At 73.0% G+C, this 18,957-nt stretch carries 19 protein-coding genes; 13 read left to right on the top strand and 6 right to left on the bottom strand.

All coding sequences use genetic code 11. The features are described from left to right. Window positions 1-5 precede the first annotated feature (5 nt). The 8 genes from ACF1AG_RS17220 to ACF1AG_RS17255 all read left to right on the top strand — a co-directional run bounded on the left by ACF1AG_RS17220 (window position 6) and on the right by ACF1AG_RS17255 (window position 9,596). On the top strand, window positions 6-2,042 hold the full coding sequence (locus ACF1AG_RS17220) for a bifunctional aldolase/short-chain dehydrogenase (protein ID WP_391809972.1): 2,037 nt from the start codon (window positions 6-8) through the stop codon (window positions 2,040-2,042). Then, window positions 2,039-3,583 (top strand): rhamnulokinase family protein, encoded by a 1,545-nt coding sequence (locus ACF1AG_RS17225; RefSeq protein ID WP_387795186.1) that lies wholly within the window; start codon window positions 2,039-2,041, stop codon window positions 3,581-3,583. Before ACF1AG_RS17220 ends, ACF1AG_RS17225 begins: the two co-directional genes overlap by 4 nt. Continuing rightward, window positions 3,562-4,317, top strand: coding sequence for a (Fe-S)-binding protein (locus ACF1AG_RS17230; protein WP_387795187.1), 756 nt, complete (start codon window positions 3,562-3,564; stop codon window positions 4,315-4,317). Before ACF1AG_RS17225 ends, ACF1AG_RS17230 begins: the two co-directional genes overlap by 22 nt. Further along, a complete protein-coding gene (locus ACF1AG_RS17235) occupies window positions 4,314-5,792 on the top strand; it encodes a lactate utilization protein B (protein WP_391809973.1) in 1,479 nt (492 codons plus the stop codon). The genes ACF1AG_RS17230 and ACF1AG_RS17235 overlap by 4 nt, the downstream gene beginning before the upstream one ends. Continuing rightward, window positions 5,789-6,421: a lactate utilization protein C gene (locus tag ACF1AG_RS17240; protein ID WP_391809974.1), complete on the top strand. Its 633-nt coding sequence runs from the start codon at window positions 5,789-5,791 to the stop codon at window positions 6,419-6,421. The genes ACF1AG_RS17235 and ACF1AG_RS17240 overlap by 4 nt, the downstream gene beginning before the upstream one ends. 320 nt (window positions 6,422-6,741) lie before the next feature. Then, window positions 6,742-7,599, top strand: a complete 858-nt coding sequence (locus ACF1AG_RS17245) for a MoxR family ATPase (RefSeq protein ID WP_359749012.1) — start codon at window positions 6,742-6,744, stop codon at window positions 7,597-7,599. After that, window positions 7,596-8,981 (top strand): VWA domain-containing protein, encoded by a 1,386-nt coding sequence (locus ACF1AG_RS17250; RefSeq protein ID WP_391809975.1) that lies wholly within the window; start codon window positions 7,596-7,598, stop codon window positions 8,979-8,981. The genes ACF1AG_RS17245 and ACF1AG_RS17250 overlap by 4 nt, the downstream gene beginning before the upstream one ends. 225 nt (window positions 8,982-9,206) lie before the next feature. Then, window positions 9,207-9,596 (top strand): VOC family protein, encoded by a 390-nt coding sequence (locus ACF1AG_RS17255; RefSeq protein ID WP_391809976.1) that lies wholly within the window; start codon window positions 9,207-9,209, stop codon window positions 9,594-9,596. A gap of 182 nt (window positions 9,597-9,778) precedes the next feature. On the opposite strand, the gene ACF1AG_RS17260 is transcribed toward ACF1AG_RS17255, so the two are convergent. Further along, a complete protein-coding gene (locus tag ACF1AG_RS17260) occupies window positions 9,779-10,138 on the bottom strand; it encodes a cupin domain-containing protein (RefSeq protein ID WP_359600596.1) in 360 nt (119 codons plus the stop codon). 116 nt (window positions 10,139-10,254) lie between these two features. Then, entirely contained in the window at window positions 10,255-11,232 is a 978-nt protein-coding gene (locus tag ACF1AG_RS17265) for a threonine/serine dehydratase (protein ID WP_391809977.1), read from the bottom strand. 134 nt (window positions 11,233-11,366) lie between these two features. On the opposite strand from ACF1AG_RS17265, the gene ACF1AG_RS17270 reads away from it, so the two are divergent. Next, a complete protein-coding gene (locus tag ACF1AG_RS17270) occupies window positions 11,367-11,714 on the top strand; it encodes a tetratricopeptide repeat protein (protein ID WP_359600594.1) in 348 nt (115 codons plus the stop codon). A 139-nt stretch (window positions 11,715-11,853) separates the two neighbouring features. Next, window positions 11,854-12,498, top strand: a complete 645-nt coding sequence (locus ACF1AG_RS17275; protein WP_387795190.1) for a peptide deformylase — start codon at window positions 11,854-11,856, stop codon at window positions 12,496-12,498. 42 nt (window positions 12,499-12,540) lie between these two features. On the opposite strand, the gene ACF1AG_RS17280 is transcribed toward ACF1AG_RS17275, so the two are convergent. Further along, the gene (locus ACF1AG_RS17280; protein ID WP_391809978.1) at window positions 12,541-13,986 is read right to left on the bottom strand and encodes a dihydrolipoyl dehydrogenase family protein; all 1,446 of its coding nucleotides are present in this window, start codon (window positions 13,984-13,986) and stop codon (window positions 12,541-12,543) included. A 36-nt stretch (window positions 13,987-14,022) separates the two neighbouring features. On the opposite strand from ACF1AG_RS17280, the gene trxA reads away from it, so the two are divergent. Beyond that, entirely contained in the window at window positions 14,023-14,502 is a 480-nt protein-coding gene (gene trxA, locus ACF1AG_RS17285) for a thioredoxin (RefSeq protein WP_391809979.1), read from the top strand. Between the two features lie 344 nt (window positions 14,503-14,846). Here the strand turns inward: trxA and ACF1AG_RS17290 are convergent, their stop codons facing one another. Further along, window positions 14,847-15,884 carry a LacI family DNA-binding transcriptional regulator gene (locus ACF1AG_RS17290; RefSeq protein WP_391809980.1) on the bottom strand — a complete coding sequence of 346 codons (1,038 nt, stop codon included), beginning with the start codon at window positions 15,882-15,884 and terminating at the stop codon, window positions 14,847-14,849. Window positions 15,885-15,965: 81 nt separating this feature from the next. Continuing rightward, window positions 15,966-16,619 carry a helix-turn-helix domain-containing protein gene (locus ACF1AG_RS17295; RefSeq protein ID WP_359600589.1) on the bottom strand — a complete coding sequence of 218 codons (654 nt, stop codon included), beginning with the start codon at window positions 16,617-16,619 and terminating at the stop codon, window positions 15,966-15,968. Window positions 16,620-16,741: 122 nt separating this feature from the next. On the opposite strand from ACF1AG_RS17295, the gene ACF1AG_RS17300 reads away from it, so the two are divergent. Beyond that, window positions 16,742-17,308 carry an NADPH-dependent FMN reductase gene (locus tag ACF1AG_RS17300; RefSeq protein ID WP_359749030.1) on the top strand — a complete coding sequence of 189 codons (567 nt, stop codon included), beginning with the start codon at window positions 16,742-16,744 and terminating at the stop codon, window positions 17,306-17,308. A 206-nt stretch (window positions 17,309-17,514) separates the two neighbouring features. Here ACF1AG_RS17300 and ACF1AG_RS17305 read toward each other — a convergent pair whose 3' ends face one another. Then, window positions 17,515-17,658: a hypothetical protein gene (locus ACF1AG_RS17305; RefSeq protein WP_359600585.1), complete on the bottom strand. Its 144-nt coding sequence runs from the start codon at window positions 17,656-17,658 to the stop codon at window positions 17,515-17,517. A gap of 990 nt (window positions 17,659-18,648) precedes the next feature. On the opposite strand from ACF1AG_RS17305, the gene ACF1AG_RS17310 reads away from it, so the two are divergent. Beyond that, the gene (locus ACF1AG_RS17310; RefSeq protein ID WP_391809981.1) at window positions 18,649-18,858 is read left to right on the top strand and encodes a hypothetical protein; all 210 of its coding nucleotides are present in this window, start codon (window positions 18,649-18,651) and stop codon (window positions 18,856-18,858) included. Window positions 18,859-18,957 lie beyond the last annotated feature (99 nt).

Below are 18,957 nucleotides of genomic sequence, written 5' to 3' on the forward strand. Positions count from 1 at the left end.
TCGTCATGGTTCACCGTGAAGTCGCTGCTCTGCTCGCTCGGTCGCGTCGGCTGGGCAGTGATCCCCGCAACACCAACTACGCCGGGGGGAACGCCTCCGCCAAGGGGCGGGCGGTCGATCCCGTCACCGGGGGCGATGTGGAGCTGATGTGGGTCAAGGGGTCCGGTGGGGATCTCGGGACTCTGACCGAGGGCGGGCTGGCCGTGTTGCGGCTGGACCGGCTGCGGGCGCTCGTCGACGTGTATCCGGGCGTGGAGCGCGAGGACGAGATGGTCGGCGCGTTCGACTACTGCCTCCACGGCAGGGGCGGCGCCGCTCCTTCCATCGACACCGCGATGCACGGACTGGTCGACGCCGCCCACGTCGATCATCTGCACCCCGACTCGGGCATCGCGCTGGCGTGTGCCGCCGACGGGGAGAAGCTGACCGCCGAGTGTTTCGGCGACACCGTGGTGTGGGTGCCGTGGCGGCGGCCGGGGTTCCAGCTGGGTCTGGACATCGCCGCTGTGAAGGCCGCCCATCCGCAGGCGATCGGATGCGTGCTCGGCGGGCACGGGATCACCGCGTGGGGCGACACCTCCGAGGAGTGCGAGCGGAACTCGCTGCACATCATCCGCACCGCCGAGCGGTTCCTCGCCGAACGGGGACGGCCCGAGCCGTTCGGGCAGGTGGTCGAGGGGTACGAGGCGCTGCCGGAGGACCAGCGGCGGGAGCGGGCGGCGGCCCTCGCGCCGTTCGTGCGGGCCATCGCCTCGCAGGACCGGCCGCAGGTGGGGCACTTCGACGACTCCGACGCCGTGCTCGACTTCCTGGCACGGGCGGAACATCCGCGGCTGGCCGCGCTGGGGACCTCGTGCCCTGACCACTTCCTGCGTACCAAGGTGCGTCCGCTGGTGCTGGATCTGCCGCCGACCGCGCCGCTCGACGAGGCGGTGACGCGGCTGGAGGAGCTGCACGCGGATTACCGGCAGGAGTACGCCGCCTACTACGAGCGGCACGCGGAGCCCGGCTCCCCCGCGATGCGCGGCGCCGACCCAGCGATCGTGCTGGTGCCGGGCGTCGGCATGTTCAGCTTCGGCAAGGACAAGCAGACGGCGCGGGTGGCCGGGGAGTTCTACGTCAACGCCATCAACGTGATGCGCGGGGCCGAAGCGGTCTCGACGTATGCGCCGATCGAGGAGTCGGAGAAGTTCCGCATCGAGTACTGGGCGCTGGAGGAGGCCAAGCTGCGGCGGATGCCGCCGCCGAAGCCGCTGGCGACCCGGGTGGCGCTGGTGACCGGGGCCGGCAGCGGGATCGGCAAGGCCATCGCGCGGCGGCTGGCCGCCGAGGGCGCGTGTGTCGTCGTGGCCGATCTGAACGGGGAGAACGCGGCCCGGGTCGCGGAGGAACTGGGCGGTCCCGACAAGGCCGTCGCGGTGACCGTGGACGTGACGGACGAGGAGCGGATCGCCGCCGCCTTCCGGGAGTCCGTGCTCGCCTTCGGCGGGGTGGACCTGGTGGTGAACAACGCCGGGATCTCCATCTCCAAGCCCCTGCTGGAGACGTCCGCGAAGGACTGGGACCTCCAGCACGCCGTCATGGCGAGGGGTTCGTTCCTGGTGTCGCGGGAGGCTGCGCGGGTGATGACCGCGCAGCGGCTGGGCGGCGACATCGTCTACATCGCCAGCAAGAACGCCGTGTTCGCCGGTCCCGACAACATCGCGTACTCGGCGACCAAGGCCGACCAGGCCCACCAGGTGCGCCTGCTGGCGGCGGAGCTGGGCGAGCACGGCATCCGGGTCAACGGCGTCAACCCGGACGGTGTGGTCCGCGGTTCGGGGATCTTCGCGGGCGGCTGGGGTGCTCAGCGGGCGGCCGTGTACGGGGTGCCGGAGGAGAAGCTGGGCGAGTTCTACGCGCAGCGGACGCTGCTGAAGCGTGAGGTGCTGCCGGAGCACGTGGCGAACGCCGTGTTCGCGCTGACCGGCGGCGACCTCACCCACACCACCGGGCTGCACGTCCCGGTCGACGCCGGCGTCGCCGCCGCCTTCCTGCGATGAGCGGCGGCGTGGGGGCGTACGCGGCGGTCGACCTGGGCGCGTCCAGCGGGCGCGTCATGGTCGGCCGGGTGGGCCCCCGCAGCCTGGAGCTGACGGAGGCGCACCGGTTCCCGAACCGTCCGGTGCGGGTGCCGGAAGGGCTGCGCTGGGACGTGCTGGCGCTGTACGGCGGGGTGCTGGACGGGCTGCGGGCGGCCGGGGAGGTCGCCTCGGTCGGCATCGACAGCTGGGCCGTCGACCACGGGCTGCTCGACGCGGACGGGGCGCTGCTGGGCAACCCGGTGCACTACCGCGACGGGCGGACCGACACCGTGGCGGAGAAGGTGTGGGCGACCGTGCCGGCCGCGGAGCTGTACGCGGCGACCGGGCTGCAGTACGCGCCGTTCAACACCCTGTACCAGCTCGTCGCAGCGCGTGGCTCACGGCAGTTCGCGCAGGCGGAGCGGCTGCTGCTGATGCCCGACCTGCTGACGTACTGGCTGACCGGGGAGCAGGGCACCGAGCTGACCAACGCCTCCACCACCCAGCTGATCGACCCGCGCACCCGCACCTGGGCGCACGGGGTGGCGGAGCGGCTGGGCATCGACCTGGGGCTGTTCGCTCCGCTGCGTCGGCCCGGTGATCCGGCGGGAGTGCTGCGGCCCGAGGTGCTGGAGGAGACCGGGCTTGCCGGGCCGGTGACGGTGACGGCGGTCGCGTCGCACGACACGGCGTCCGCGGTGGCCGCAGTACCCGCGCACGGCGAGCGGTTCGCCTACATCTGCACGGGCACCTGGTCGCTGGCCGGGCTCGAGCTGGACGCGCCGGTGCTGACCGAGGAGAGCCGGGCCGCGAACTTCACGAACGAACTGGGGCTGGACGGCACGGTCCGGTACCTGCGCAACATCATGGGGCTGTGGCTGCTCCAGGAGTGCCTGCGGGCCTGGGGCGAGCCGGATCTGGGCGCGCTGCTGCGGGAGGCGGCCGGGGCGCAGGCGCTGCGGTCGGTGGTGGACGCCGGGGACAGCGCGTTCCTCGCGCCGGGGCGGATGCCGGAGCGGATCGCCGAGGCGTGCCGCGCCACGGGCCAGCCGGTGCCGGACTCCCCCGCCACGACCGTGCGCTGCATCCTCGACTCGCTCGCCCTGGCCCACCGCACGGCCGTCGAGGACGCCCAGCGGCTCGCCGGACGCGCGGTGGACGTGGTGCACGTGGTGGGCGGCGGCACCCGCAACGCACTGCTGTGCCAGCTGACCGCCGACGCCTGCGGGCTGCCGGTGGTGGCCGGGCCGACCGAGGCGGCGGCGTTCGGCAACGTGCTCGTGCAGGCCCGCGCCCAGGGCCGGGTCGGCGACCTCTCCGGCATGCGGCGGCTGCTGGCCGCCACCCAGTCGCTCACCCGGTACGAGCCGCGCGGCGACACCCGGCGATGGGAGGCGGCCCGCGCCCGGCTCGCCGGGACCTCACCGGGTCTCCCCCAGGAGCCCGGACCCGCACTACCCTGCCCCACACCCGATGATCGACCGGACGAGGAGCCGCGATGCGTGTCGCACTGTTCCTGACCTGCGTCAACGACACGCTCTACCCGGACACCGGCCGTGCCGTGGTGAGGCTGCTCACGCGGCTGGGCGTCGACGTCGACTTCCCCGAGGCGCAGACCTGCTGCGGCCAGGCCCACTACAACACCGGGTACCGGCACGAGACGGAGCCGATGGCCCGTCACTTCGCGGACGTCTTCCGCGACTACGACGCGATCGTGACACCGTCCGGGTCGTGCGGGGCGATGGTGCGGGAGCTGTACCCGCGGATGGGTGAGCGGGCCAGGTCCGAGGGGCGCGGCGACGGTCTCGCGACGGTGCTGGCGCCGGTCGTGCCGAAGACGTACGAGCTGACCGAGTTCCTGGTGGACGTGCTGGGGGTGACGGACGTCGGGGCGTACTACCCGCAGCGGGTCACGTACCACCCGACCTGCCACGGGCTGCGCTCGCTGGGGCTGGGCGAGCGGCCGCTGCGGCTGCTGCGCGCGGTGAAGGGGCTGGAGCTGGTGGAGCTGCCGGGTGCGGACGAGTGCTGCGGGTTCGGCGGCACGTTCGCGCTGAAGAACGCCGACGTGTCGGCGGCCATGGGCGCGGACAAGGTGCGCAACGCCGAGTCGACGGGCGCCGAGGTGCTGTGCGCTGCGGACAACTCCTGCCTGATGCACATCGGCGGCACGATGACGCGGCTGCGGACCGGCATGCGGCCGGTGCACATCGCGGAGATCCTGGCGAGCACGGAGGAGGACCCGGCCGTATGAGCGGAACGTTCGTCGGTATGCCCGCTTTCCCTGCGGCGGCCCGGGAGGCCGTGCGGGACACCACCCTGCGCGGCAATCTGCGGCACGCCACGCACACCATCCGCGCCAAGCGGGCACGGGCGGTCGCGGAGCTGGACGACTGGGAGCGGCTGCGCCAGGCGGGGAAGCGGATCAAGGACCGCACGCTGCGCCATCTCGACCGCTACCTCGAGCAGTTGGAGGAGGCGGTGACGGCGGCGGGCGGTGTCGTCCACTGGGCCGCCGACGCCGACGAGGCGAACCGGATCGTCTCCGGGCTGGTGAAGGCGACCGGCGAGACGGAGGTCGTCAAGGTCAAGTCGATGGCCACGCAGGAGGTCGCCCTGAACGAGGCGCTGGAGGCGCAGAGCATCCACGCCTACGAGACCGATCTCGCCGAGCTGATCGTGCAGTTGGGCAAGGACCGCCCTTCGCACATCCTGGTCCCGGCGATCCACCGCAACCGCGGGGAGATCCGGGAGATCTTCACGCGGGAGATGGGCGAGTGGGGGCGTCCCGCGCCCGAGGGGCTCACCGACACGCCCGCCGACCTCGCCGAGGCGGCGCGGCTGCATCTGCGGGAGAAGTTCCTGCGCGCCAAGGTCGGCATCAGCGGCGCGAACTTCATGGTCGCCGAGACCGGCACGCTCGTCGTGGTGGAGTCCGAGGGCAACGGGCGGATGTGCCTCACCCTGCCCGAGACGCTGATCTCGGTGGTGGGCATCGAGAAGATCGTGCCCACCTGGCAGGACCTGGAGGTGTTCCTGCAGACCCTCCCCCGCTCCTCCACCGCCGAGCGGATGAACCCCTACACGTCGATGTGGACCGGGACCACGGACTCGGACGGCCCGCGCTCCTTCCACCTGGTGCTGCTGGACAACGGACGCACCGACACCCTCGCCGACGAGGTGGGACGGCAGGCGCTGCGCTGCATCCGCTGCTCCGCCTGTCTCAACGTCTGCCCGGTGTACGAGCGAGCGGGCGGGCACGCGTACGGCTCGGTCTACCCCGGCCCGATCGGCGCCATCCTGAGCCCCCAACTGCGGGGTACGGGAAGCGAGATCGACGCCTCGCTGCCGTACGCGTCGTCGCTGTGCGGGGCCTGTTACGAGGTGTGCCCCGTCGCCATCGACATCCCCGAGGTGCTGGTGCATCTGCGGGAGCGGGTCGTGGAGGGCGGCGAGGCCGTCCGCGACGGCAACAAGGTGCGGCTGCGGCCCGCGAAGGGCCACGCGGCCGAGCGGGCGGCGATGCGCGCGGCCCGCTGGGCACTCACCCGTCCCGGCGCCCTGCGCACCGGGCAGCGGCTCGCCTCGCGCACGCGGCGGCTGCATCCGCGCACGCTGCCAGGGCCGGGCAAGGCGTGGAGCGGTACCCGGGACCTGCCGCCGGTGCCGGCGGAGCCGTTCCGGGACTGGTGGCAGCGGACACGCGGCGGGAAGGACGGTGGGGCGTGAGCAGCAGGGAGCGGATCCTGGGCCGGGTGCGGCGGGCCCTGGCGGACGTGCCGCCGGACGAGGACACGCCGGTCGAGCGGGACTATCTGCGTGAGCACGGGGAGCGGACCGTCGAGGAGACGGTGGACCTGCTGGCGGAGAATCTGGCGGACTACCGGGCGGTCGTGCACCGGACGGACGCCGGCTCGCTGCCGGGCGTCGTCGCGGAACTCCTGACGGCGCGCGGCGCGTCGACCGTGCTGGTGCCGCCCGGACTGGACGAGGGCTGGCTCGCGGCGGCCGAGATCACACGGGTGCCGGACGAGGCGACGAGCACCCCGTACGAGCTGGACCGGGTCGACAGCGTCGTGACGGCCTGCGCCGTTGCCGTCGCCGAGACCGGCACCATCGTCCTCGACGGCTCCCCCGACCAGGGCCGGCGCCGGATCAGCCTGATCCCCGACCACCACATCTGCGTGGTGCGCGTCCCCGACCAGGTGGTGGCGTCCGTCCCGCGGGCCCTCGAACGCCTCGACCCCGCCCGCCCGTTGACGTGGATCTCCGGCCCCTCCGCGACCAGCGACATCGAGCTGGACCGGGTCGAGGGCGTGCACGGGCCGCGCGCACTGGAGGTCGTGCTGGTCCGGTGAACCACCGTCCGGGGGGTGTCGTTGCGCCGCACCCCCACGACGGGCACTGCGCCTCGTGTGGGCCTCTCGTCCCCGGACGACCGGCGGGTGTGTGGCCGGCCGTCGCCGCGGTCGGAGCGGCGGCGACCGTCGCCACGAGTCTGTTCACGGCGCGACGCGTGCCGCGCACCCGGGCGGTGCGGGCGATGGGCGCGGGCGCGCGACGAGCGGGCGCGTGACGAGCGGGCGCGTGACAGGGTGATGAGCAAGCGCTTAGATAGGTGCCGGGCATCCACGGGTGCCCGGACACCGTCGTTCCCGCGCCCAGCCGGAGGCCGCAGTTGTTCACTTCCGTCGACGACGTCTCCGCACGCCTCGCCGAGACCGGCTACCTGGCCTCGCCCGCGGTCGCCACCACCGTCTTCCTCGCGGCCCGGCTCGGCAAGCCGCTGCTGGTGGAGGGTCCCGCGGGCGTGGGCAAGACCGAGCTGGCCAAGGCAGTCGCCCGCGCCTGCGACGCCCGGCTGGTGCGGCTCCAGTGTTACGAGGGCGTGGACGAGTCGCGCGCGCTGTACGAGTGGAACCACGCCAAGCAGCTGCTGCGGATCAGCGCGGGGCGGGGTGAGACGTGGGACGAGGCCCGCACGGACATCTTCAGCGAGGAGTTCCTCCTCCCCCGTCCGCTGCTCACCGCGATCCGCGGCGACGACCCCAAGGTGCTGCTGATCGACGAGACCGACAAGGCCGACGTCGAGATCGAGGGGCTGCTCCTGGAGGTGCTCGGCGACTTCCAGGTGACGGTGCCCGAGCTGGGTACGGTCTCAGCCACCCGCCGGCCGTTCACCGTCCTCACCTCCAACGCGACCCGAGAGCTGTCCGAGGCGCTGCGCCGCCGCTGTCTGTTCCTGCACATCGGGTTCCCGGACGCGGAGCTGGAGCGGCGCATCGTCCGGCTGAAGGTGCCGGGTGTGGACGCGGCGCTGGCGGAGTCCGTGGTGCGGGTGGTGGGCGCGCTGCGCGCGATGGACCTGCGCAAGGCGCCGTCGGTGGCCGAGACCGTCGACTGGGCGCGCACCCTGCTGGCGCTCGGCGCGAGCACGCTCGACGAGTCGGTCGTACGGGACAGTCTGGGCGTGGTCCTCAAGCACCAGGACGACATCCGGAAGGCGGCGGCCAAGCTCGACCTGGACGCGCTGTGACCGCCGCCGCGGACCCGGTCCGCGCCGACACGGACCTGGTGACCCGGCTGACCGGCCTGGTCGACGCGCTGCGCGCGCACGGGCTGCGGATCGGCACCGGGGAGACCGTGGACGCGGCGCGCGCGGTGGAGGCGCTGGGCCTCGCCGACCGGGAACTCCTCCGGGAGGGCCTGGCGGCGACCCTGCTGCACGGCGCGGGCGGACGCCCCGTGTTCGACGCGGTCTTCGAGCTGTACTTCCCGAGCCGGGTGGGCCGGCCCGACGCCGACGGCGGTGACGCAGACCGCGAGGCGCTGCGCGCCCGGCTGGCGGAGGCGCTCGCCGCGAACGACACGGCGGCGCTGGCCCGGCTGGCGGTGGAGGCGGTCGACGGCTTCGGCGGGTACGGCGGTTCGTCCGGCTCGGACGGCTGGTCGTCGTACCAGACGCTGGACCGGCTGCGTCCGCAGACGCTGCTGGCCCGGGTGCGGGACGAGGTGCGCGGGCGGGACGGGGGCGGAGGGTTCGCCGACCGGCTCCTCGAGGACGAGATCAGGCGGCGCATCGAGGACTTCCGCCGGCTGGTCGCCGCGGAGGCGCGGCGCCGGGCCGCGGAACGCCGGGGCCGCGACGAGATCGCCCGCCGCGCGCTCGCGCCGACCGCCGACCGGGTCGACTTCCTGCTCGCCGGCAAGGACCGGCTGGCGGAGATGCGCCGGACGGTCCAGCCGCTCGCCCGCAAACTGGCCACCCGGCTCGCGGCACGTCGCCGCAGGGCGGCGCGCGGCACCATCGACCTGCGCAGGACGCTGCGCGGCTCGCTGTCCACGGGCGGGGTGCCGGTGAGGCCCGTCCTGCGCCGTCGCCGGCCCGCCCGGCCCGAACTGGTGCTGCTGTGCGACGTGTCGGGCTCGGTGGCAGGGTTCTCCGACTTCACGATGCTCCTGGTCCAGGCGCTGCACGACCAGTTCTCCAAGGTTCGGGTGTTCGCCTTCGTCAACCGCGTCGACGAGGTGACCGGCCTGCTGGTCCACGGCGCCGCCGACCCGGAGGGCCTGGGCGCCCGCATCCGCGCGGAGGCCCGGCTCACCGCCTGGCACGACAGCAGCGACTACGGCGCCGCGCTGGGCGAGTTCACCGACCGGTACGCCGACGCCGTCGGCCCGCGCACCACGGTGTTCGTCCTCGGCGACGCCCGGACCAACATGGCCGACCCCAACCTCCCCGCCGTACGGGACCTCACCCGCCGCACCCGCCGCGTCCACTGGCTCAACCCCGAACCCCGCACCCTCTGGGGCACGGGCGACTCCGCCGCCCCGGCGTACGCGGAGCTGGTGGACATGCGGGAGTGCAGGAACGTACGGCAACTGGACGAACTGGTGGGGAGGTTGCTGCCGGTGTGAGGGGGACTGTCGGCAAAGGCAGACGGTCGTAGGTCGCGCGCGAGCCCGGCACCATCCTCCACGTGAGCACGTGCGAGTCACACAATGTTGCGAACGGACCCTGGCGGCGGCCCCGGCCGGGGCGGGCGCAGTCCGGCGAGGCGGGCCAGGTCGACGGCGGCCTCGGTCCGCGTCCGCGGGCCGCGCTGGGACCGCCCGCACGCCGTATCGGGAGAGGATCGGCGCATGACCGATTCCTCAGTGCAGATCAACGCCCTCATCGTCGACGCGACGGACCCCGAGCAGCTCGCCGCGTTCTGGTCGGAGGTGCTCGGCAGGCCCGTCGTCGGCCGCACGGGCCCCTACGTCTGGCTCCGCCGTGAGCACGGCCTGGGCATCGGCTTCCAGCGCGCCGAGACCCCCAAGTCCGGGAAGAACCGCATGCACTTCGACATCGCCGCCCCCGATCCGGCCGCCGAGCAGCGCCGGATCGAAGGGCTCGGCGGCCGGCGCCTGGACGGGTACGAGGACGGCGGCTTCCTGGTGATGGCGGACCCCGAGGGGAACGAGTTCTGCGTCATCCCCACGGGTCCCGTCGACCTCGACGACGAGGGACGCGCGCATTACCTCGACTGACCGGTCGGCCCCGCACACGTCCCGAACGCCGGGGCTCCCGTGCGGGGCCGCTCCCCTCGCTCAGTGCGGGCCGTCAGACTTCGATCAGAGTGACGTGCCCGAACCGCCCTGCCTGCCGCCGGAGTACTGGCATGTGGGATCCCTCGGGCGGCTGCCGCCCGGGCGGCTCGCACCTACGGGTCTCAGTCCGCCTTCGCGTAGTCCGTCGCCATGGCTCCCGCGAAGTCGTAGACCACGACCTGTTCGTCGCCGACGACCCACGCGTCGTGGCCCGGCGGGCACACGAAGACGTCGCCAGGGCCCACCTCGCTCTCCGCGCCGTCGTCCATGCGGATGTGCAGACGGCCCTGGAGCACGTAGCCGTTGTGGTGGATGCCGCACGACTCCGTGCCGGCGATCGGGCCGACCGACTCCGACCAGCGCCATCCCGGCTCGAACGTGGCGACCGCGAAGTCGAGCCCCGTCATGTGGACGGCTTCGAGATGGCCCCTCGGGAAGTCGCGTCGCTCGTCGGGCTTGTCCAACGTCTTCACCTCGAGCATGACTCTGCTCCCTTCCGGTGACCGGCCCGGTACGGCCAGGGCCGGTCCCTACCTCCTCATCGTCCGCCCGTCCACCCGGGGGCGCCATCCGGGTGAGGGGCCCGGGGCCGGACCGCTCAGCCGGCGGAGGCGCAGAGGCGGGCGAAGCGTTCGGTGTCGACGTTGCCGCCGGAGAGGATCAGACCGACGCGGGGCGGGAGCGGGTCCGCGCGGCCGGTGAGCAGGGCGGCCAGCGGGCTGGCCCCGCTCGGCTCGAGGACGATCTTCAGCCGGGTGAAGGCGAACCGCATCGCCTCCTCGATCGCCTGGTCGTCGACCAGCACGACCCCGTCCAGCAGCCGGCGGTTCACGGCGAAGGTCAGCTCGCCGGGGGTGGGGACGGCCTGACCGTCGGCGATGGTGCGGGGCACGGGCACGGTGACGCGCCGGCCCGCCTCCAGGGAGCGCCGGGTGTCGTCCCCGGCCTCCGGTTCGACGCCGATCACCCGGGTCGCCGGATGCAGGCCCTTCACGGCGGTGGCGCTTCCGGCGATCAGTCCCCCGCCGCCGACCGGCGCGATCAGCGCACCCAGCTCACCCGTGTCCTCGAGCAGTTCGAGCGCGGCCGTGCCCTGGCCCGCGATGACGTGGGGGTGGTCGTAGGGCGGTACGAGGGTGAGGCCCCGCTCGGCGGCGAGGGACTCGGCGAGCGCCGCGCGGTCGCCGGTGTAGCGGTCGTAGGTGACGACCTCCGCGCCGTACCCCTCGGCGGCGGCGCGTTTCGACGGCGGGGCGTCCTCCGGCATGACGACGACCGCGGTGGTGCCCAGCTCGCGGGCGGCGAGGGCGACGGCCTGGGCGTGGTTGCCGGAGGAGTAGGCGACCACGCCCAGCGCCAGCCGGTCCGGGGTGAGCCGGGAGATCGTGTTGTAGGCGCCGCGGAACTTGAAGGCGCCCACTCGCTGGAAGTTCTCGCACTTGAGGTGCACCTCGGCGCCGACGAGCGCGTCCAGGGTGCGGGAGCGCAGGACGGGCGTGCGGTGGGCGACGCCGCGCAGGCGTGCGGCGGCGGAGCGGACGTCGTCCGGGGTGATCGGCGGGGTGGTGGTCGTCACGAGGTCCCTCCGGGGAAGTCGGTGCGGTCAGCCTATGCATCCTGCACGGGTCGCGCCGCTGGTCACAGGGGGCGCGGAGGGAGGCGGAATACCGGGCCGGGCGGACCCGTTGACGGGCGCGAAGGAGGTGCCGGGTGAACACCACGTACTACGACCACGGAACGCACGCCGAGCGCTGGGAGCGCGCGGGGATGTTCTTCGACGCCAAGGACTACTACTCCGCCGCGCGGGTCCTGGGCAGCCTGGTCGAGGAGGTGCCGGAGCAGACCGGGCCGCGTCTGCTGCTCGCCCGCGCCTACTACCACTCCGCCCAGCTGCGCCGCGCGGAATCCGAGTTGCGGATCATCGTGGACCGCGACCCGGTGGAGCACTACGCCCGTCTGATGCTCGGCCGCACCCTGCAGCGGCAGGGGCGGGACGCCGAGGCGCAGCCGCACCTGCGGATCGCGGCCGCTCTGGCGGGCGACTTCGACGAGATCTGAGCGCGCGTGAGACCGGTGCCCGGTTCCCCTCGGGGAGCCGGGCACCTTGCGTCTGGTGCGAGGACGGGGCCCCTGTCGAGCACACGGGAGGGTGTGTGACCTGGCCCACACGGGGTGGAGGTCATGCGATCCTGGCGTGATGGAAACTCCGAGCGATCGCGTGCCGTTGGCCGAGCGGGTCGAGCAACTTCTCGCCGAGGAGGGACCGTTGCCCATCGTCGCCGCCGGGCACCCGGTGCTGCGCCGCCCCACCACGCCGTACGGCGGGCAGCTGGACGACGCGCTGCTGGCTCGGTTCGTGCGGGCGCTGCGCGTCACCATGCGCGCGGCGCCCGGGGTGGGGCTGGCCGCGCCGCAGGTGGGAGTGGGGCTGCGGATCGCGGTGATCGAGGATCCGGCGCCGGTGCCGCAGGAGGTGCGGATCGCTCGCGGACGGGAGCCGCAGCCGTTCCGGGTGCTGGTGAACCCGGCGTACGAGGCCGTGGGCCCGGAGCGGGCCGCGTTCTTCGAGGGGTGTCTGAGTGTGCCCGGTTACCAGGCGGTGGTGGCGCGGCACGCGGCGGTGCGGCTGACCGGGCAGGACGAGCACGGGCAAGCGCTGGACGAGGAGTTCACCGGCTGGCCCGCCCGGATCGTGCAGCACGAGACCGACCATCTCGACGGCACGCTGTACCTGGACCGTGCGGAGCTCCGCTCGCTGTCCTGCAACGCGGCGGCGGCCCGGCACTGGGGGCAGCCGACGGCCGAGGAGGCGGCGCGGGCGCTGGGCTTCGACCTGCCGTAGCCGCGCCCGCCCCTCGGGAGCCGTCCCGGTCACGGGCGCCGGTCAGGCGTCGCGGTACGCCTCCAGCAGCCGCAGCCACACCTCGCTGATCGTGGGGTACGACGGGACGGCGTGCCACAGCCGGCTGACCGGCACGCGCCCCGCCACCGCGACGGTCGCCGCGTGGATCAGCTCGCCGACGCCGGGTCCGACGAGGGTGACGCCGCGCACGATCTCGTCCTCCAGGTCGACGACCATGCGGGCCCGGCCCCGGTAGCCGTCGCCGTACAGGCTCGCGCCCGCCACCGACGACACATCGACGTCCACGGCCCGCACCCGGTGGCCGGCCTGCTCGGCCTCGGCGAGGGTGAGGCCGACGGAGGCCGCCTCCGGGTCGGTGAAGACGACCTGCGGGACGGCCGCGTGGTCGGCGGTGGCCGTGTGTGCGCCCCACTTCTCCGTCTGCACCGGCTCACCCGCCGCCCGGGTGACGATGGCGGCGCCCGCGATGCGCGCCTGGTACTTGCCCTGGTGGGTGAGCAGCGCCCGGTGGTTGACGTCGCCGACGGCGTACAGCCATTCGTGGCCGGTCACCCGGAGGCTGTCGTCCACGTCCAGCCAGGATCCCGGCTCGAGGCCGATCGTCTCCAGGCCGAGGTCGTCCGTGCGGGGGGCGCGGCCGGTGGCGAAGAGGATCTCGTCCGCCTCGATCCGGTCGCCGGTGTCGGTGAGGACGACGACGCTGCCGTTCTCCCTACTCACGGCCTTCACGGAGACTCCGGTACGGATGTCGGCGCCCGCCTCGGCGAGGCCCTCGGCGACCAGCTCGCCCGCGAAGGGCTCCATACGGCCGAGCAGACCGTCGCCACGCACCAGGACGGTGACGCGCGAGCCGAGCGCCTGCCAGGCGCAGGCCATCTCGGTGGCGACGACCCCGCCGCCCACCACGACCAGCCGGCCGGGCGCTGAATGGGCGCTGGTGGCCTCGCGGCTGGTCCAGGGGCGGACCTCGTCCAGTCCGGGCAGGTCGGGGAGGAGGGCGCGGCTGCCGGTGCAGACGGCGACGGCGTGCCGGGCGGTGAGGACGCTCTCGCGGCCGTCGGGGCCGGTGACGGTGACGGTGCGCGGGCCGCTGAGGCGTCCCCGGCCCCGGTACAGGTCGGCGCCGGTGCCCTCCAGCCACTGGACCTGGCCGTCGTCCTTCCAGCCGGAGGTGAAGTAGTCGCGGCGGGCGAGCACGGCGGCGGTGTCCAGGGGGCCCTGGAGGGACGCGCTCAGTCCGGGCAGGCGGCGGGCGTCGGCCTGGGTGAGGACCGGGCGCAGCAGGGCCTTGCTGGGCATGCAGGCCCAGTAGGAGCACTCCCCGCCGACCAGTTCGCTCTCCACCACCGCCGTGGAGAGGCCGGCCGCGCGGGTGCGGTCGGCGACGTTCTCCCCGACCGGTCCGGCGCCGATGACCACGACGTCGTAGGCGATCGCTTCCGTGTGCGTCGATTGCGTTTCCGTCATGACGTCAGTCTGGTGGGTGGTGTGCCAGGTGGCCACATGGGTAGGGGCGCGGAATATGTGACCGGTCGGCCGTGTTGTGCCGACGCCCGAGCCGACAGCAGGAAGAGGGACCAGACCATGAGCGCCACCGTCGAACTCACCAAGGAGAACTTCGACCAGACGGTCACCGACAACGAGTTCGTGCTGATCGACTTCTGGGCGGAGTGGTGCGGGCCCTGCAAGCAGTTCGCACCGGTGTACGAGAAGGCGGCCGCGGACAACCCGGACCTGGTGTTCGGCAAGGTGGACACGGAGGCGCAGCCCGAGCTGGCCGCGGCCTTCGGCATCCAGTCGATCCCGACGCTGATGATCGTCCGCGACCAGGTCGCGGTGTTCGCCCAGCCGGGCGCCCTGCCGGAGGCCGCGCTGACCGACGTCATCGGCCAGGCCCGCAAGCTGGACATGGACCAGGTGCGGCAGCAGATCGCCGAGCAGCAGGCCCAGCAGGCCCAGCAGCAGGGTGGTCAGGGCGCCTGAGGCGTCCCTGATGTGGCGAGGCGCGTGATCGGAACGGGTGGCGCGCCGCCCCGCCGCGGACCGTGGTCCGGCGCAGTTCGGTGAACGCGTCCAGGCGGCCACAGCCTTGGCACGGCTTCGGGACCTCGCGAAGAGGGTCTCCGCCTGAGGCGCTGCCGACGCACTCGGGGCACCCGGTCGGCGGGCCGCGCCGGTCGCGCCGAGCGGATCGTGCCGTCGTGCCCACGGCAGCGAGGTGGGCAGCCTGGGCCGGGGGACGGTGCGCAGCCCGGCGCTTGCGGGGTGCCGTCGCGCCCACCCGTGCCGCCCCAGCGGCAGGACTGCCCGCGTGTCGCGGGAAGCCGTCAGGTGGAGTCTCGGCGGATCACCCTCGCGCCCAGCACCTTGTGCGTCTCCGGCGACGCCGACGGGTCCTGGACCGCGCGGTCGACCAGATCCGCCAGTTCCTGGCCGGACGGCAGTTCCAGGTGGACCGTGCTGAGCCGAGGCCGCAGCAGCCGCCCCAGCATCAGGTCGTCCGCACCGACCACCGCCGTCTCCTCGGGGATGCGGATCCCCTCGTCCTGCAGCGCCCGCATCAGCAGCATCGCGTACTCGTCGTTGTACGTGAACACCCCGTCGAGTCCCAGCTCCCGCCAGCGCGCGGCGAGCGACGCCGCCGACTCCTCGTCGTGTGAGAGCGGCAGCGCGGTCACCGTCGCGTCCGTGCCGCGCACAGCGGCCCGTACCCCCGCGAGCCGCGGCGCGGAGAACGTGTCCAGGCCCCGCTCCCCCGGCACGACCACGCCGATCCGGCGGCGCCCCGTGTCGAACAGGTGGGCGCCTGCGCTGTACCCGACCACGTCGTGGTCCATGAGCAGCGCGTGTGCGCCCTCCACGGTCTCGGGGCCGAGGGTGACGACGGCCCGCGCCCCGGAGCGCTTGAGCACCTCGACGCCGCGCGGCCCGAGCCCGGAGCCGGGCACGAGCACGGCGACCGGTCGCAGCTCCGCCCAGGCGCGGGCGGCCTCGTCGTCGTGGACGCCGACGGTGCCGTACTGGACGACCGTGTAGTCGAGCAGGCTCAGCGCGGCCTGCAGTTCGTTGATGAACCTGCTGTACAGCGGGCCCACGGGGAACGCGGGCGCGGGCATCAGGACCATGCGGCTGTGTCCGGCGCGCAGACTGCGGGCGGCCGCGTGCGGGACGTACCCGAGTTCACGCGCGGCCTCACGGACGCGGCGGCGGGTGGGCTCGCTGATCCGGACGGCGCGGGCGTTGTTCAGCACGTAGGAGACGGTCGCGCGCGAGACGCCGGCCAGGCGGGCCACATCGGCGCTCGTCGGCACGGAGCGCGTCGGTGCGGGGGGCGCGGGCGCGGGCGGGTTCGGTATCTGCACCATGACGTACGGCATCTTCGCAGAAGCCGTAACGCGCCCTTCATGCGGGGGAGTTGAGAATGCGCACGGGTGTGTTCGGGGAGGTCAGGCGGGGGTCCCGGTGATCCGGTCGACGAGGTCGGTCCAGGCGTCCTCGAGACGCTGGGGCGGCAGCCCGCACTGGTGCATCAGGTGGTGGATCAGGGCGGGGTCGAGCTGGGCGAGCAGCGTGTGGGCGAGCACGTCGCAGTCGGCGTCCGGGACCGCCTGGCGCAGCAGCAGCGCGACGTGGTGGTGCCGCACCCGGTAGGGCGGGACGGTGAAGCGGCGGCCCGCCTCCGGTTCGGCCGCGAGCTGGAGCTCCAGGTCCTCGACGGTGCGGCGCAGGGCGGCGCGGCCGAAGGCGCGCAGCCGTTCGGCCGGGGGCGCACCCGGACCCAGCGGCGGCGGGCCGCCGAGGAAGGCGGCCTGGAGCTTCTTCTCGCTGTGGTCGAGGAGGGCCATGAGCAGGCCCGTACGGTCGCCGAAGCGGCGGAAGACGGTGCCCTTGCCGACACCGGCCGCGGCAGCGACCTCCTCCATGGTGACGGCGTCGGCGCCGCGCGCCGCGACGAGTCCGGCGGCCGCCTCCAGCAGCCGGGCCCGGTTGCGGGCGGCGTCGGCGCGCAGGCAGGGCTCGTCGTCGAGACCCAGCTGCAGCAGCTGCGGGGGCTCGACGGGCTCCTGAGGGATCGGGGCGGGCGGCGGCACGGCGGACATGAAGCCAGCGTAAAGCATCGGGAATGAAACTGGACCGTGGTCCGGTTGAAGTGCTACAACTGCAAAGCGGACTCCGGTCCGCATTGTGTCTCAGGTCATAGTCCACCCCCTGGAGTTTCCTCATGTCTGTTCGCACCCTCGCCCTCGTCGGCAGCCTTCGCGCCGGTTCGCACAACCGTCAGCTGGCCGAGGCCGCGGTGAAGCTCGCGCCCGAGGGCGTCGAGATCGCGCTGTACGAGGGACTGGCGGAGATCCCGTTCTACAACGAGGACATCGACGTCGAGGGCGACGTGCCGGCCGCCGCCGCCCAGCTGCGCGAGGCCGCTGCGGCCGCGGACGCGCTGCTGCTCTTCACCCCCGAGTACAACGGCACCATCCCGGCCGTGCTGAAGAACGCCATCGACTGGCTGTCCCGGCCGTTCGGCGCCGGCGCCATCGGCGGCAAGCCGGTCGTCGTGGTCGGCACCGCCTTCGGCCAGTACGGCGGCGTCTGGGCGCAGGACGAGACCCGCAAGGCGGTGGGCATCGCCGGCGGCAAGGTCGTCGAGGACCTCAAGCTGGCCATCCCCGGCTCCGTGACCCGCTTCGCCGAGACCCACCCGGCGGACGACACCGAGGTCGCCGAGCAGCTGGCGGAGGTCCTCAACCGCCTGCACGCCCTGGTCGACGGCGAGCAGGCCGCCGCCTGACGACACACCCCGAAGGGGCCGGAAGCCAAGAGCTTCCGGCCCTTTCGCCATGCCGAGAACCACGTACCTCGCCCAACGACCCTGCCGGCGCACACAGCAGGCCGACCCCTGTGACGTACACGCAACGACGAAAGCACCGTAGAAGCCGCCGGCCTGGGAAATTACCGAGGAGCTCGGTTCAGGGTGTCCCAGGGGTGCTGCACGGGTTACGGACGTTCCAGCAGATGGTCAATGAGTAGAGCCACCGCGACAGCACCACCGAACGCCTCGGCCGGCGAGGCCCCCGCTGTGAGCAGGCCCCACCCGGCCATGATGGCCACCAGCAGCACCACCAGTGCGTATACATTCATCAGCTCGATCCCTTCGCACGGTTGTGCCGCCAGGGAGCGTTGAGGGCTGTGCCGGCCGTGCGGGCGGCCGGCACCTTGTGCCGACGAAACGGTTTCATGGCGGCTCTCCTTGCCCAAGTCGCTGACGTAGCAGCCGATTCGTCAGTTTCCGACGCGTCCGCCTTTTCGTCAGGGGCCGTTGCTGTTCGCCGCCCCGGGACGCGATCGGGCGAGCACACTGGGGGATGAGAATCGACGTGGCCATCCACAATGGCCCTTGACTCGAGCAGTGTGGGGGCGTTACCGGCCCGAGGCGCAGGGGGTATGGCATGGCGACACAGTGGACGTGGGAGATGTGGTCGTCCCGATGGGCAGGGTCCCCGGAGGAAGACCTCGCCTCCGTTTTCACCCGGGTCCGGGTCAGTCGCACGGCCAGGACTCGGGCGGAGTGGGCCAGGGACGGACGGACACGCGCGTTCTGCGAGCTAGGCGCGTACCTGCTGCACCAGCACCATCTGAAGGGGGAAGCGACGGCCGAGCGACGTCTGTTCCGTAACCTCGGTGGCGAGGAGTTGATGCGCTTGGCCGCTCGGTTGATCCCGGACCAAGGCCTGGCGGAGGCACTGGACAGGCAGAGGTGGAGTGATACCTGGGGCCACCAGGAGGCCTACATCGAGGACTTACTGGCCTACATCTTCCGCAGCGGCCCCACGCTGAGAAGAATCCTCGAGGCTCAGCAGCAACTGGTCGGCCACGCGCAGTCCATGCCGCTGGGCGAGCTCATCCGCGCCGGGGTGGAGGTCGAGATGGCTTCCAGTGTGGAGGACCCCGTCGTCGCCCTGCAAACCTTCCTAGAAGCTGCCCTCCCTCACAAGCCGACCATTCGCGTGGCCGTTGCCCGGATCGAGAGCGAGATGCTTCAGGTCTGGGCCACGCTGTACGAGGCCCTGCTCACGGCGTACGGCGTACGGCGTACGGCTACGACCCGGTGTGACCCATATGGACATCGCCATGCTGTTCAACACGGTCATCGAGGGCGCCTTGCTCCGCACGCGATCACTCGGGGTGGCGCCGCGGATCTCCACGGGCGAGCACATCCTCGCTGCGGCCATCATCAAGATGCTGCCGGGACTGTGCGAGATCACGCCCGCGGAGGTCGAGACACGAAGGCGCCTGCTGCCCGTATCCCTGCCTTCGGCCGCTCCCCTGACGGGTGAGTGAGAGAGCCTGATGCCCTGAGTGCCGGGAAGTGTCGCCGCCCGCCAGGACGAACAGAGGCTGCGGCGCTGACAGAAGCGGGCAGGCCGCGAGCGCTCCCCT

This window comes from Streptomyces sp. NPDC014764, assembly GCF_043082785.1.
Taxonomy (GTDB): domain Bacteria; phylum Actinomycetota; class Actinomycetes; order Streptomycetales; family Streptomycetaceae; genus Streptomyces; species Streptomyces althioticus.

Excerpts from the sequence above, each read along its gene's own strand:
- ACF1AG_RS17310 (WP_391809981.1), top strand. The coding sequence starts at position 18,649 with ATGCTGTTCAACACGGTCATCGAGGGCGCCTTGCTCCGCACGCGATCA.
- ACF1AG_RS17305 (WP_359600585.1), bottom strand. The coding sequence starts at position 17,658 with ATGAATGTATACGCACTGGTGGTGCTGCTGGTGGCCATCATGGCCGGG.
- ACF1AG_RS17275 (WP_387795190.1), top strand. The coding sequence starts at position 11,854 with ATGGAAACTCCGAGCGATCGCGTGCCGTTGGCCGAGCGGGTCGAGCAA.
- ACF1AG_RS17260 (WP_359600596.1), bottom strand. The coding sequence starts at position 10,138 with ATGCTCGAGGTGAAGACGTTGGACAAGCCCGACGAGCGACGCGACTTC.
- ACF1AG_RS17280 (WP_391809978.1), bottom strand. The coding sequence starts at position 13,986 with ATGACGGAAACGCAATCGACGCACACGGAAGCGATCGCCTACGACGTC.
- ACF1AG_RS17230 (WP_387795187.1), top strand. The coding sequence starts at position 3,562 with ATGCGTGTCGCACTGTTCCTGACCTGCGTCAACGACACGCTCTACCCG.
- ACF1AG_RS17220 (WP_391809972.1), top strand. The coding sequence starts at position 6 with ATGGTTCACCGTGAAGTCGCTGCTCTGCTCGCTCGGTCGCGTCGGCTG.
- ACF1AG_RS17255 (WP_391809976.1), top strand. The coding sequence starts at position 9,207 with ATGACCGATTCCTCAGTGCAGATCAACGCCCTCATCGTCGACGCGACG.
- ACF1AG_RS17225 (WP_387795186.1), top strand. The coding sequence starts at position 2,039 with ATGAGCGGCGGCGTGGGGGCGTACGCGGCGGTCGACCTGGGCGCGTCC.
- trxA (WP_391809979.1), top strand. The coding sequence starts at position 14,023 with ATGGGTAGGGGCGCGGAATATGTGACCGGTCGGCCGTGTTGTGCCGAC.
- ACF1AG_RS17235 (WP_391809973.1), top strand. The coding sequence starts at position 4,314 with ATGAGCGGAACGTTCGTCGGTATGCCCGCTTTCCCTGCGGCGGCCCGG.
- ACF1AG_RS17290 (WP_391809980.1), bottom strand. The coding sequence starts at position 15,884 with ATGGTGCAGATACCGAACCCGCCCGCGCCCGCGCCCCCCGCACCGACG.
- ACF1AG_RS17295 (WP_359600589.1), bottom strand. The coding sequence starts at position 16,619 with ATGTCCGCCGTGCCGCCGCCCGCCCCGATCCCTCAGGAGCCCGTCGAG.
- ACF1AG_RS17300 (WP_359749030.1), top strand. The coding sequence starts at position 16,742 with ATGTCTGTTCGCACCCTCGCCCTCGTCGGCAGCCTTCGCGCCGGTTCG.